The organism is Paraburkholderia sp. JHI2823 (assembly GCF_038900695.1).
Lineage (GTDB): Bacteria > Pseudomonadota > Gammaproteobacteria > Burkholderiales > Burkholderiaceae > Paraburkholderia > Paraburkholderia mimosarum.
This window is the reverse complement of the sequence record NZ_JAYMRY010000020.1, coordinates 109,531-122,679: the sequence shown is the minus strand read 5'-3', so window position 1 is coordinate 122,679 and position 13,149 is coordinate 109,531. Positions and strand designations below refer to the sequence as shown.

Sequence of the window (13,149 nt, the reverse complement as noted above, 5' to 3'; positions counted from 1 at the left end):
TAACCATCAAAACCAGATATGCGCTCGGTAAAGACGTCTTCCCTGGTCCATCAGGCCGCTGACGGCAGCGGGAGGCGACCATCTGCATTCCATATTCGCGCAAGATTGCCGGTCCCCCTATCAATCGAGGCGTTGTCGTTCAGGTTTCGTGCCAGCATCGGATTCCGGACGTTTCAGCGTTACTTCCCGTCAGACGGGCGATCTGCTCCACACTTAGGCTTTCGCTGTTTTCGTCCGGGGTCCTGTCACCGACGCGGATTTCCGAAATTCGGTTGGCGCTTTTCCGCGAATGCGGCAAAGGCCTCTTTCGCTTCCGCGCTTACAAGGCGTTCCGCGAAAACAGCGCTCTCCGCGTCTATCAGCGCGATCAGTTTTTCTGCGTCCCGCATCAGCCGCTTCATCGCAATCAGCGATCCACTGGGCCGGGTGGCGATTTGTTCGGCAATGTTTCGTGCCTCTGTACGCAGTTCCGCCGCAGAGACGGTCCTGTTTGCGATGCCCCACGCGACGGCAGCTTGCGCTGAAACGGGCAAACCGAGCGCGAACATCTCGAACGCCCTGACATGTCCAATCCGCAACGGAAGCAGATAGCTCGAAGCGGCCTCCGGGACCAGCGCGAGATTCACGAATGGCGTTATCAACTGCGCGTCTTCGGACAGAAGCACGTAGTCACAGTGGAGCAACATCGTCGCGCCTACGCCGACGGCCTTGCCCTGCACCGCGGCAATGATTGGTACCGTCGCATCCGCAAGCGCGCGCAGAAAGCGACCGACATGGCGCTCTTTCGGACCGTCGCCCTTTGCCTGCGCTGCAAATTCCGACACGTCATTGCCCGCCGTGAAGCTGTCGCCATCGGCCTGAATCAATAGCGCACGAATCCCCGCCTCCTCGTTCGCCTTCGCCACGGCATCGGCAAGTACGCCGTACATGTCGTTAGTGATGGCGTTTTTTTTGTCCGGGCGTGAGATCGTGACGGTCAACACACCACCTGAAAGCACGACCTGAATTTTCTCAGCCATTGCGTTATCTCCTGAAACATGGGGTTTTGCCTCGCGAGCGAAGCGGAAAGTCATTCGCCAACGAGCGGCTGGCCAGCAGGATGACGGCGCGTTTGACCAGAGCTGCGTTGCCGGGAGCAGGTTCTCCTTTACCGCGATACAGGATCCGAGGCCTAAACGGAATCTAGCTGCGTCTGTCACGACGGCGTTGCGATTTGACGGCCGTGCGCGAGACGATCTCCCCTTGGAGAACCGGCCGCAAGCATCGACGCCTGAACGGGCGATCTGCGGTCAGATCTGTCGCCATGCAGGATTGCCGCGCCATTCAGGTTTACCTGAAAGGTCAATGACACGTCCTGCATCGCACGTCATCAGTCTATCTGGCTGCCCAATCTACCCGGAAACTGAGCAAAGCTGACAGACGTGCCGCCTCCCGTATTCTGGAGTCGGTGCTCAGGCGGCCAGCGGTTCCGTCATGCAGCTGCCTTCGACATCTCCTCAATCACCTTCTTCGCATCGCCAAAGACCATCATGGTCTTATCCATGTAGAAGAGATCGTTATCGAGCCCGGCATACCCAGCCGCCATCGAACGCTTGTTGACGATCACAGTCCGGGCCTTATAGGCCTCGATAATCGGCATCCCGGCGATCGGCGACTTCGGATCGGTCTTCGCAGCAGGATTCACAACGTCATTGGCGCCAAGCACGAGCACCACATCGACCTGAGCGAACTCCCCGTTGATATCCTCCATCTCATGAACGATCTCATAAGGCACTTCGGCTTCCGCCAGCAGCACGTTCATATGCCCCGGCATCCGCCCGGCAACCGGGTGAATCGCATACTTGACGTCGACACCCTTCTCGATCAGCAGATCAGTCAGTTCCTTCAACGCGTGCTGCGCGCGCGCAACCGCCAAACCATAGCCCGGCACAATCACGACCGTCTCAGCATTGCCGAGCATGAACGACGCGTCTTCCGCAGAACCCGACTTCACCGGTTTCTGTTCGCCCGACCCAGTCGCCGCCGCACCCGCCTCACCGCCGAAGCCGCCCAGAATCACGCTGAAGAACGAGCGGTTCATCGCCTTGCACATGATGTACGACAGAATCGCACCCGACGAACCGACCAGCGAACCGGCGATGATCAGCATCGCGTTGTTCAGCGAGAAGCCGATGCCCGCCGCCGCCCAGCCCGAGTACGAGTTCAGCATCGAGACGACCACGGGCATGTCCGCGCCGCCGATCGGGATGATGATCAGCACGCCCAACGCAAACGCGATCAGCGTCATGACGATGAACGACAGCCACGATTGCGTGAGGAAGAAGATCACGCCGAAGCCGATCATCGCGAGCGCGAGCAGCAGGTTGATCAGATGCTGGCCCGAGTACACGACGGGCGCACCCTGGAAAAGCCGGAACTTGTACTTGCCCGAGAGCTTGCCGAACGCAATCACCGACCCGCTAAACGTAATGGCACCGACGAACGTGCCGATGAACAGTTCGATCCGGTTGCCGTACGGCAGGAAGCCCGGAATGCCCTCTTCTGCGCCGAGGCGGAATGCAGCCGGCTCCGACACCACCGCATACGCGATACACACTGCCGCCATACCGATCAGCGAGTGCATCGCCGCGACGAGTTCCGGCATCCTGGTCATCTCGACGCGCGCGGCCACGAATGCACCCACCGCGCCGCCGACCACCAGTGCAAAGGACACCAGCGAAAGACCCAGCGACAGATTCGAGCCCAGAACGGCAGCCTGCTTCGCAATCAGCGCAACGGTCGTGAGAATCGCGATCGCCATGCCGACCATGCCGAACATGTTCCCGGTTCGTGCCGTCTTCGGATTGGACAGTCCCTTGAGCGCCTGAATGAAGCACACCGAGGCAATCAGATAAAGGAGCGTAACGACGTTTATGCTCATTTACGTACCCTCCTTCGCGGAATTGCCAGACCCGGCCAGCCTCTTGGGCTCTTTCTTCTTGAACATCTCCAGCATTCGCCGCGTCACGAGGAATCCGCCGAACACGTTCACCGCCGCCAGCGCGACAGCCACCGTGCCGAAGAACTTTCCCGTGCCGCCGACAGTCAGTCCCGCCGCAAGCATCGCGCCGACAATCACGATCGCCGAAATAGCATTCGTCACGGCCATCAGCGGCGTGTGCAATGCGGGTGTGACATTCCAGACAACGTGGTAGCCGACGTAAATCGCCAACACGAAAATGCTCAGGTTGATCACGGTATGGTTGATGACTTCCATGTAGCACTCCTCCCTTGGGTTCATGCCGCTTTGCGAGTCAACGAACCATCGCGTGTGATGAGCGTCGCGGCCAGGATGTCGTCATCGAGATCGATATTGAGCGTGCCTTCCTTCGTGACGATCAGCTTCATGAAGTCGAGCAGATTGCGCGCGTACAGCGCCGAAGCATCCGATGCGACCATCGATGCGAGATTCGTGTAGCCCGCGATCGTCACGCCATGCTTGACGACCACCTTGTCCGCTTCCGTCAGCGGACAGTTGCCGCCGCGCCGGCCGGTAGACTGGTCGACGACGGGGCCCCGCCCGGCCGCGAGGTCGATCAGCACGGATCCCGGCTTCATCGCCTGAACGGTTTCGACGGACAGCAGCGTCGGCGCAGGGCGGCCCGGAATCAGCGCCGTCGAGATGACGACGTCGGCCTGCTTCGCGCGCTCGTGTACGAGTGCCGACTGACGCGTGAGCCACGACGGCGGCATCGGCCTCGCGTAGCCGCCGACGCCTTGAGCGGCTTCGCGCTCCTCATCGGTTTCGTAAGGCACGTCGAGAAACTTCGCGCCGAGCGATTCGATTTGCTCTTTCACGGCAGGGCGCACGTCCGACGCTTCAATGACTGCGCCCAGACGCCTGGCGGTCGCGATCGCCTGCAAGCCCGCAACACCCGCGCCGAGAATCAGCACGCGCGCCGCTTTCACCGTGCCCGCCGCCGTCATCAGCATCGGCATGAAGCGCGGGTACAGGTCGGCAGCAAGCAGCACCGCCTTATAGCCGGCGATGTTCGCTTGCGACGACAGCACGTCGAGACTTTGCGCGCGCGTCGTGCGCGGCGCGGCTTCGAGCGCGAACGCAGTGATGCCCGCAGTTGCCAGCTTCGATGCGTTTTCAGGATTAAACGGCTCCAGCATGCCGATCAGCACTGCGCCCCGTTTGAGAAGCGGGAGTTCTGAATCGGTCGGGCTTTGAACCTTGAGAACGAGTTCTGCGCCGAATGCGGCTGGCGCATCGACGAGTTCGGCGCCCGCATTGCGGTAAGCGTCGTCCAGATAACTTGCGGCCGTCCCTGCACCGCGCTGTACGCTAACTCTATGGCCCTGCGACACGTACTTCTTGACCGTCTCGGGCGTCGCGGCGACGCGTGTTTCGTACGCGCGCGTTTCAGTCGGTATTCCGATATGCATGTCTGCGATCGTGACGTGGTTGATCCGCATGGCGCGGCGGCCGACGGCTCCGGCGCCTCATTTCGCACCCCGAGTCTCGCGTGATGCGCCTGCGCACGCATCGCCGCGCGCACAGGCGCATCGCAACGACTCAAGCTCCCTTTGGCGACGATGTAAACGTGGCTGCATGCTTCCTGACGAAGTCCTGCACGCTGAGCGGCGCCTGCCCAGACAGCGTGAGCACGTCGTCCGACATGCGGTCGTAGCGTCCCGCGCGATGCAGGTCTGCCATCGTCGCGAGGTGATTGACGAGGTGAATCGGCAAGCCGCGTTCGATCAGGCTCTCGCGCCACGGTCCCACGGGAATGTCCTGATACGTGATCGCGCGGCCGAGCGCCTTCGAATACTCCTGCGCGTAGAACGCCATGTTCTCGGATTGCGGGCCCGTCAGGTGATAGGTCTTGCCGATATGCGGCTGAGGATTCGCCAGCAGCGCCGCCACGACGCGCGCGACGTCTTCCGCCGCCACCGGTGACGTCTTGCCCTCGCCGCACGGCAACCTGATCTGATCGGACTTCTTCACCGAAGGCGATGAGAACATCAGGAAAAAGCCTTCGAGAAACACCGTCGGCCGCAGATGCACGACGGGCAGGCCCGACCAGTTCAACGCCTGCTCGGCGAGCCAGTGCAGCTTGTGCTGCGGGCTGGCAGTCGTTTCCGTGATGCTCATCTGCGAAAGCGTCATCTGCGACATGTTGACGAAGGCCTTCACGCCATGATGCTTCGCGACGGCCGCCGCGTTGATCGTCGCAGCCAGATACGCATCGGATACGGACATCGCGAAGTACATCGTCTCGCAACCGGCCACCGCCTTGTGCATCGAGTCGAGATCGAGCAGATCGCCGACCACCACTTGCGCACCCAGGTCGCGCAGCGCCTGCGCGCGTTCGTCGTCCGAGCGCACCATTGCGCGCACCGCTTTGCCCTGCTTTAACAGCAATTCCGTGACCGTACGTCCGACGGCACCTACACGCCCCGCAGCGCCCGTCACCAGAATAGGACTTTGCTCCGCCATTTCACTCTCCTTTTGAACTTCGCTATACGAGCAGACCGCCGATACGACGCAGCGGCATGCCCCTGCGCTTCTACGCGGCCAGCTTCAGGATCTCCAGCACGCCAGCCGGTTCCTGCACGGGCCGCGGATTGCTGAAGATGAAGAACTCCGTCATCGTGTTGCGTGCAATCAGATCGAACTGATCTGCGCCGATGTGGACTTCGCGCAAGCTGGTGGGCAAGCCGAGCGACTGGCAGAACGCGCGGAACGCATCTGCCGCCGCCATGTCGGGCCGACCGAGCGCGGCAGCGAGCGACTTCTGCGCATCGGCAGTGAACGGCTCGTTGTACGCGAGAATGCCCGGCATCATGACGGGCGTGCACAGGAAGTGAGGCACGTCGCAGGTGCCGCCGAGCACGTGGCCGATCGCGTGGCTCGCGCCCATCGGCACGCGCGCCTGCAAGCCGAACGAACACAGCCACGACGCGACCTGGCACTGCGTCGCCGCCTCGATGTCGTCGCGATTGCTGCGCGCGCGCGGCAGCCATTCGCGCATCAGTTCGATGCCGCGCAGCACCGTCGCATCCACGAGCGGATTGCCTTGCGGCGAGCACAGCGCCTCGATCGCGTGATCCATCGCGCGCGTGCCCGAGCCGAGCAGCAGCGACTCCGGCGCATAACGGAGCAATTGAGGATCGAGCACGATCGTGAGCGGCATCATCTTCTGATGAAAGAAGGTTTGCTTGAGCTTGCGGCGGCCGTCCGTCACAAGACAGGCCGCGTTGTACTCGCCGCCCGACAGGCTCGACGGCACCGCGATCATGCGCACCGACGGTCCGCGGAAGTTGCCGACCTTGCGCCGCCCCTTGTCGTCCACCTTGATCTCGAAACCGTCGAGTCCGTCTTCATCGGTGATGTGGTGTTCGAGACAAAGCGTCGTAATCTTTCCAATGTCAACTACGGAACCGCCGCCGATCGCCACGATCAGATCCGCGCCCGCTTCGCACGCGGCCCGCGTGGTTTCGATCGCACCTTCACGTGTGGTGTGCTGCGCGACGCCGTCGAACACGCCGGCGTAGCGTTCGCCGAGCGCCTCGGCAATCTTGCCGATTTCCGGCGTGGTCGTGTTCAGCGTCCGGCTGACGATCAGAAAAACGCGCTTCGACCCTAGCCGCTCGGCCTCCGCAGCCAGCGTGGCGCCGGCAGGCCGGCCAAAGACCACGCGGTCCATCATCGGGAAAAGATGGGTTCCCCGGCTCCTCATAGTGCCTCTCCTACATTCGGTTGATCGATGTGCGATCCATGACGACCCGTGCCTGAGCATTCGGGTTTGTCGCAGGATTATCTCCTCTTGCGTTGTCAAGTATCGGCAGATAACATAACAGTGTCAAGTTTAAAGTGCGACGGCTCGATGAATCACTGCGCAAGGTGACGAGCCGCAACGGTTAAGCCTCTCTTGAGCGAGTCCATGACATGCCCGGCTACGATGCCCCCATCCGCGAAATCCGCTTCCTGCTCGAAGACGTTTTTGGCTATCAGCAGAACACCCCGAACCTGCCTGGCTTCGAGGAGGCCACGCTCGACCTCGTGATGGCCGTGCTCGACGGCGCGGCCGAGTTCGCTAAAGACGTGCTCGTGCCCATCAACCTGCCCGGCGACGATGAAGGTTGCCACTTCGACCAGGGCGTGGTGAGGACGCCGCGCGGATACCGGCAAGCGTACGACCTTTATCGCGAGAACGGTTGGCCAGCCCTCGCGTCGGCGCCGGAATGGGGAGGCCAGGGCCTGCCGCCGTCGCTCGCGCTGATGGTGCGCGAGTTCGTGGCGTCGGGATCCATGTCGTTCGGCATGTACCCCGGTTTGTCCCAAGGCGCGTATCGCGCGATCCTCGCGCACGGCAGCGACGAGCTGCAGCGCATTTACTTGCCGAAACTCGTCGACGGCTCATGGACGGGAACCATGTGCCTGACCGAGCCCGACAGCGGCTCCGACCTGTCGAGGCTGCGCACGCGCGCCGAGCCGCAGCCCGACGGCAGCCATCGAGTGACGGGCACGAAGATCTTTATTTCAAGCGGCGATCACGACCTCACCGACAATATCGTGCATCTCGTCCTTGCGCGTTTGCCCGACGCGCCGCCCGGCACACGCGGCCTCAGCCTGTTCGTCGTGCCGAAGCGCCTTGCAGCGGACTTGCCTGACGCACCCGCGGGCACGCCGAACAACGTCAACACAGGCTCGATCGAACACAAGATGGGCATTCGCGCGCAGGCGACCGCCGTGCTGAATTTCGACGGCGCGCGCGGATGGCTGATCGGCAAGCCCAATGGCGGGTTGCGCGCGATGTTCACGATGATGAATTCGTCGCGCGTCGGCGTGGCGGTACAAAGCGTCGGCGTCGCAGAGATCAGCTATCAGAACGCGCTGGCCTATGCGAAGGAACGCCGTCAGGGTGTCGCACCCAAAGCGCCCAACGCGGCCGCGGGCGACGCGCAGACGAGCGGCGACACGCGTAGCGCCATCATCGACCATCCCGACGTGCGCCGCTCGCTGCTGACGATGAAAGCGCTGGTCGAAGGCATGCGCGCGTTCTATATCGAAGCGGCGCTGCTGCTCGACGTGCGGGCTGCGCACGCGGGCAGTCCCACCGGCGAAGCCGCCGAAAACCGGCTCGCGCTGCTCACGCCCGTTCTGAAAAGCTTCCTCAGCGACTGCGCGCTGAAGGTCACCGACCTCGGCGTGCAGCTACACGGCGGCCACGGCTACGTGCACGAGAACGGCATGGAGCAGTTCTATCGCGATGCGCGCATCGTGCCGCTCTATGAAGGCACGAACGGCATCCAGGCGGTCGATCTTGTGCTGCGCAAGATCGGTCTCGACGACGGCCGCGTGTTCGAAGCGTGGCTCGCGACAGTCGACGAAACCAGCGTGCGGGCTGCGTCCATAGCGGAGTTCGGGTCGATGGTGGCGGCGCTGCGGCTCGCCGCTGCACGGCTGCGCGACGCCACAGCGACCTTGCGCAGATGGCAAGCCGACGACGAGCGCGAAGCCGCGGGCGGCGCGACCGACTATCTGCAGCTGTTCGGCCTGGTCGCGCTCGGTTCGTTGTGGCTGCGCATGGCCTGCGCCGCACATGTGGGCCGCGAGCGGCAGCCGCAGTTGAAACCGTTCTACAACGGCAAGCTCCGCGCGGCCGAGTTCTTTTTCAAGCGGCTGCTGCCCGCCACCGAGGTGCATTTCGATGCAGTGATGAGCGGCGCAGACGCCTTGATGACGCTGCATGCAGAGGAGTTCTGAACGCCGCCGTCGTCTGACCAGAATGCCGGCCTCTACCACCGGCTTCGTACACTGAGGAGACAAGTAAATGTCCGTTGAAACCCCGCGCGGGCCGCTTGCAGGCGTGCGCATCCTCGACTTGTCGAGCATCGTCCTCGGACCGCTGGCGACTTTGACGCTCGCGGGACTCGGCGCCGAGGTGATCAAGATTGAAGCGCCTGACGGCGACAATGTGCGCGAGGCCGGCTCTATGCGCGTCGATGCACGCGGCAACGAACACGAAAAGATGGGCCACGTGTTCATGCACAACAATCGAGGGAAGAAGAGCGTCGTGCTCGATCTGAAGAAAGCGCCCGCGCGCGAGGCGCTGCTGACCCTCGCGAAAGACGCCGACGTGCTGCTGTCGAACATTCGCCCCGCGGCGATGGACCGGCTCGGGCTCGGCTATGAAGCGCTCGCTGCGGTCAATCCACGCCTCGTGTACGTGACGGCATGCGGCTACAGCGCGCGCGGGCCATATGCGGATCGCCCGGCCTACGACGATCTGATCCAGGGCGCGACCGGCCTGCCGTGGCTGATGCAGCAGTACGGCACGGGAGCACCGATGTTCGCGCCGGTCTCGCTCGCGGATCGTGTCACGGGACTGCACGTTGCCTATGCTGTCAGCGCCGCGCTGTTCGCGCGCGAGCGAAACGGCACGGGCCAGCACATCGAAGTATCGATGTTCGAAAGCGTCGCGCACTTCGTGCTCGCCGATCATATGGCGGGCCGCACGTTCGCGCCCGGCGCACATGGCGAGCACGTGAGCGCAGGCGAAGCGGGATACGACCGTCTGCTGTCGCCGCATCGACGCCCGTATCGGACAGCAGACGGCTATCTGTGTGTGCTGATCTACAACGACAAGCACTGGCGCACGTTCATGGCGGCCATCGGCGAACCAGAACTGTTCAACGACCCGCTGTTTTCCAGCCAGCGAAACCGTTCACGGCGCATTCGCGAAGTGTACGCATGGGTCGCGGGCGTCATGCCGACGCGCACCACGGAGCAATGGAAAGCGCTGCTCGACGTAGCGGACATTCCGTACCAGGCGGTCAATTCGATCGAGGATCTGCTCGACGATCCTCATCTGAACGCAACAGGCTTCATTGGCGAAGAACTGCATCCGACGGAAGGCCGCATCCGCACGCTCGGCAATCCGACCACGTGGTCGGGCACGCCGCTGCCGCCCCTTGCACCCACGCCGCGCCTCGGCGAGCACAGCGTCGACGTGCTGCTCGCGGCGGGCTATACGCACGATGAAGTGAAACAACTGATCGACGAAGGCGCAGCCTGCGCGCCGCATGACACTCACTCCGCTACGGCCGGCCACGCAGCGACCGCTGGCGCATGAACGATTCATCCATTCACCTGACCAAGGACTCACCATGTTCAAACACGATCTGCTCAAGGGAAAACGCATTCTGGTCACGGGCGGCGGCTCGGGCCTCGGCAAGGAAATCGCCGCACGGTACCTCGAACTCGGCGCAGACCTGTACATCTGCGGTCGCCGCGAAGGCATCCTGAACGAGACGGCAGACGAGCTGATGGGCCGCTTCGGCGGCTCGGTCAAGAGCGTTGCCGTCGATATCCGCAACGCCGAAGCCGTCGACCAGATGATCGATGAGATCTGGAAAGATGGCCCCCTGACGGGGCTAGTCAACAACGCGGCGGGCAACTTTGTGAGCCGCACGGAAGACCTGTCGTCGCGCGGCTTCGATGCAATCGCCAACATCGTTCTGCATGGCACGTTCTATGTGACGCAGTCGGTCGGCAAGCGCTGGATCGCAGGCAATCTGCCCGGCAGCGTTGTCTCGATTCTCGTCACGTGGGTCGTTAATGGCGGCCCGTTCGTCGTGCCGTCCGCAATGTCGAAGGCAGGCGTGAACGTGATGACGAAGTCGCTGGCCGTCGAGTGGGGCCGTCATCAAATCCGCCTTAACGCGATCGCGCCCGGCGTGTTCCCGACGGAAGGCATGAGCAAGCGCCTCTATCCGGGCCGCGACGACGCAGGCCGCGCCGAAGGCAGCAGCCCGATGGGCCGTGCGGGGCGCATGGAAGAGTTGCAGAATCTCGCGACCTTCCTGATGGCGGATGGCTGCGAATGGCTCACTGGTCAGACGCTGACGATCGACGGCGCCAACTCGCTCGCGACGGGTGGCAACTTCTATCACTTCAAGGACTGGACGGACGGCGACTGGGAGCTGGCACGCTCGTCGATCCGCGAGCAGAACGATAAGGACCGTCTCGCGCGTACGGTGTGAGTGATTCCTGAATCCCTGCTAGCGCCCGCCCTTTTCAAAGCGCGGGCTTTTTTGCGTCGCGCGTTTCGATACTTTCTGCGCGGCAGAAATAAAAAGATCCCGGCTCACACGAAATAAAACGTCGTGCAGACCGGGACCAGGCCAAGACAAACTGTTACGACACTCAACTACGAATAGCGTCCCGCACTTATAACGGCGACGCGACCACATGCTGCGCGCAATGCGCAGCGAACAGATCGTCGACGCAATGCTTGCGACGCTCGTTCACCGCGCGCTGGTTGATGCTACCTTTGTCGGTAACTTCGTAGTGCTGCATCGAAGGCGGCTCATCCAGCAGCATCAATCGTTCGATCCGCATCGACGCGCCCTTCTGCCCCGTGTTGACAGCCGCCAGCCGCCGTGAGAGTTCCTCCAGCAACAACGGATGCCGCACGAGTTCGGCCGCGCCGAGACCGGCCAGCGCGGGCAGCAGTTTCGCGCACGCGCCGAAATCCGGCCACGCCAGCGCGCCGACGGTATCCGCGCCGTCATGCGCGATCACAGCCTCCTTCACGAGCGGACTGCACGCATCGATCAGCCGCGTGCGCAGCGCCGCCGTGCGCACCCAGGTGCCGTTCGCGAGCTTGAAGTCCTCGGCAAAGCGCCCGGCAAAACGCAGCCCCGCAACGGGCCGCTCGGGATCGACGAAACGCACGGCGTCGCCGAGCATGTAATAGCCCTCTTCGTCGAATGCGGCAGCCGTTTTTTCGGGCGCGTCCAGATAGCGCTCGATGATATTCGGCCCCTTGATGCGCATTTCGTAGCGTCCGGGCAGATGCGGATCTTCGATCAGCTTCAGCGTCACATCGGAAACCGGCAAGCCGATACAGCCGACGTCGTCGACGGCCCAATATTGCGTGACGGCAGGACCCGAACTTTCCGTCGCGCCAAACACGGAAGTGAGCACGACACGCTCTCCCGTCGTGCGCACTGCAATGTGCTGAAAGCGGTCGTATAGATCGCGCGACAACACCGCGCCACCGTAGTACACATACTTGAGCCGCGAGAAGAAATGCTCCGCGAACAACACGTCGCGCTCGAGTGCAGCCACAAGCATCGCGAGACCCGCCGGCACGTTGAAGTACAGCGAAGGCGCGACGTCTGCGAGATTTCTCAAGGTAACGTCGAAGCGCTCGGGCAGCGGCTTGCCTTCGTCGATATAGAGCGTTGCGCCGAAACGCAGAATGCGGTTCAGCACGATATTGCCACCCATCACGTGATGCCAGGGCAGCCACTCCAGATAGACGGGCTGATCGTCGGGGTCTTTCTCGAATACGCGCGCCGTCATTTCCTGCGCGGCGGCGAGGTTGCGGCGCGATTGCACGACAGCCTTGGGCATGCCCGTCGATCCCGACGTGAACATGTATTTCGCCGCGAGATCGCCAGAAAGTTCGCGGTGCAGCGCTTCGAGATTGGGGTCAATTGCCGTTTTCACGAGCGATGTGAACGACAGCATGCCGGGCGCAGCGTGCTTGACGGCGATCACACGTTCGGGCGGCACACCGAGCGCAGTGAGGGCGCCCGCGAAGCGCTGCGCGTCCTCGACGAAGACCAGATGCGGCTTGACGAGCGACACGGCGTCCGTCAACCGTTTGTAATTTCCGTTGCCGCCCATTAGCGAATAGGCGGGCGACACGGGCGCAACAGGCACGCCGGCATAGAGCGCGCCCCACGTGACGAGCGCCTGCGCGCTCGAGTTCTCCGAGAGGATCACGATGGGCGCGCTCTGGCTCGCGCCGTGCCATAGAAACGCCGTCGCTAGCGAGCGGATCGCCTGCCACACTTCGCCGATGCTCAGCGATTCCCATGCGCCGGCGGGATTGCGTTGCACGAGCATCGGACGCGCCGGGCGCACGCTCGCCCAATGTTCGAGCCAGTCCGTCGTGCACGCGCGCGTCGGCGGCAGTGGCGGACCGGACTTGACGATCAAGGTGCCGTCGCCGCGTTTTTCGATATCGACCGTCGGCTCGCGAAATCCGACTTCACGAAACGGCCGGTCGATTGTCTCCATTACATTCGATGTCATTGTTGCCTCTGATACGTTTCCCTGCGCTAGTGAATGATCGGTCCGAT

The 13,149-nt window shown here is 62.8% G+C and carries 10 protein-coding genes; 3 read left to right on the top strand and 7 right to left on the bottom strand.

Annotation, left to right across the window (positions count from 1 at the left end; translation table 11 throughout):
* Nucleotides 1-245: 245 nt before the first annotated feature.
* From VSR34_RS21665 to VSR34_RS21640, 6 genes are all read right to left on the bottom strand, one after another.
* On the bottom strand, nucleotides 246-1,019 hold the full coding sequence (locus VSR34_RS21665; protein WP_342963458.1) for an enoyl-CoA hydratase-related protein: 774 nt from the start codon (nucleotides 1,017-1,019) through the stop codon (nucleotides 246-248).
* A 452-nt stretch (nucleotides 1,020-1,471) separates the two neighbouring features.
* Nucleotides 1,472-2,920: an NAD(P)(+) transhydrogenase (Re/Si-specific) subunit beta gene (locus VSR34_RS21660; protein ID WP_342963457.1), complete on the bottom strand. Its 1,449-nt coding sequence runs from the start codon at nucleotides 2,918-2,920 to the stop codon at nucleotides 1,472-1,474.
* The gene (locus VSR34_RS21655; protein WP_342963456.1) at nucleotides 2,921-3,256 is read right to left on the bottom strand and encodes an NAD(P) transhydrogenase subunit alpha; all 336 of its coding nucleotides are present in this window, start codon (nucleotides 3,254-3,256) and stop codon (nucleotides 2,921-2,923) included.
* Between the two features lie 20 nt (nucleotides 3,257-3,276).
* A complete protein-coding gene (locus tag VSR34_RS21650) occupies nucleotides 3,277-4,431 on the bottom strand; it encodes a Re/Si-specific NAD(P)(+) transhydrogenase subunit alpha (protein WP_342963455.1) in 1,155 nt (384 codons plus the stop codon).
* Nucleotides 4,432-4,561: 130 nt separating this feature from the next.
* Nucleotides 4,562-5,485 carry an NAD(P)H-binding protein gene (locus tag VSR34_RS21645; RefSeq protein ID WP_342963454.1) on the bottom strand — a complete coding sequence of 308 codons (924 nt, stop codon included), beginning with the start codon at nucleotides 5,483-5,485 and terminating at the stop codon, nucleotides 4,562-4,564.
* A gap of 70 nt (nucleotides 5,486-5,555) precedes the next feature.
* Entirely contained in the window at nucleotides 5,556-6,728 is a 1,173-nt protein-coding gene (locus VSR34_RS21640) for an iron-containing alcohol dehydrogenase (protein WP_342963453.1), read from the bottom strand.
* Nucleotides 6,729-6,937: 209 nt separating this feature from the next.
* Here VSR34_RS21640 and VSR34_RS21635 point away from each other — a divergent pair, with 209 nt between their 5' ends.
* The 3 genes from VSR34_RS21635 (at nucleotide 6,938) to VSR34_RS21625 (ending at nucleotide 11,037) form a co-directional block, all read left to right on the top strand.
* Nucleotides 6,938-8,758: an acyl-CoA dehydrogenase C-terminal domain-containing protein gene (locus VSR34_RS21635; RefSeq protein ID WP_342963452.1), complete on the top strand. Its 1,821-nt coding sequence runs from the start codon at nucleotides 6,938-6,940 to the stop codon at nucleotides 8,756-8,758.
* A gap of 67 nt (nucleotides 8,759-8,825) precedes the next feature.
* Nucleotides 8,826-10,127 carry a CoA transferase gene (locus VSR34_RS21630; protein WP_342963451.1) on the top strand — a complete coding sequence of 434 codons (1,302 nt, stop codon included), beginning with the start codon at nucleotides 8,826-8,828 and terminating at the stop codon, nucleotides 10,125-10,127.
* Between the two features lie 34 nt (nucleotides 10,128-10,161).
* On the top strand, nucleotides 10,162-11,037 hold the full coding sequence (locus VSR34_RS21625) for an SDR family oxidoreductase (protein ID WP_342963450.1): 876 nt from the start codon (nucleotides 10,162-10,164) through the stop codon (nucleotides 11,035-11,037).
* 187 nt (nucleotides 11,038-11,224) lie between these two features.
* Here VSR34_RS21625 and VSR34_RS21620 read toward each other — a convergent pair whose 3' ends face one another.
* On the bottom strand, nucleotides 11,225-13,102 hold the full coding sequence (locus VSR34_RS21620) for an AMP-binding protein (protein ID WP_342963449.1): 1,878 nt from the start codon (nucleotides 13,100-13,102) through the stop codon (nucleotides 11,225-11,227).
* Nucleotides 13,103-13,149 lie beyond the last annotated feature (47 nt).

Coding starts and splice junctions, on each gene's coding strand:
- VSR34_RS21655 (WP_342963456.1), bottom strand. CDS start 3,256: ATGGAAGTCATCAACCATACCGTGATCAACCTGAGCATTTTCGTGTTG.
- VSR34_RS21630 (WP_342963451.1), top strand. CDS start 8,826: ATGTCCGTTGAAACCCCGCGCGGGCCGCTTGCAGGCGTGCGCATCCTC.
- VSR34_RS21625 (WP_342963450.1), top strand. CDS start 10,162: ATGTTCAAACACGATCTGCTCAAGGGAAAACGCATTCTGGTCACGGGC.
- VSR34_RS21635 (WP_342963452.1), top strand. CDS start 6,938: ATGCCCGGCTACGATGCCCCCATCCGCGAAATCCGCTTCCTGCTCGAA.
- VSR34_RS21665 (WP_342963458.1), bottom strand. CDS start 1,019: ATGGCTGAGAAAATTCAGGTCGTGCTTTCAGGTGGTGTGTTGACCGTC.
- VSR34_RS21650 (WP_342963455.1), bottom strand. CDS start 4,431: ATGCATATCGGAATACCGACTGAAACGCGCGCGTACGAAACACGCGTC.
- VSR34_RS21620 (WP_342963449.1), bottom strand. CDS start 13,102: ATGACATCGAATGTAATGGAGACAATCGACCGGCCGTTTCGTGAAGTC.
- VSR34_RS21640 (WP_342963453.1), bottom strand. CDS start 6,728: ATGAGGAGCCGGGGAACCCATCTTTTCCCGATGATGGACCGCGTGGTC.
- VSR34_RS21645 (WP_342963454.1), bottom strand. CDS start 5,485: ATGGCGGAGCAAAGTCCTATTCTGGTGACGGGCGCTGCGGGGCGTGTA.
- VSR34_RS21660 (WP_342963457.1), bottom strand. CDS start 2,920: ATGAGCATAAACGTCGTTACGCTCCTTTATCTGATTGCCTCGGTGTGC.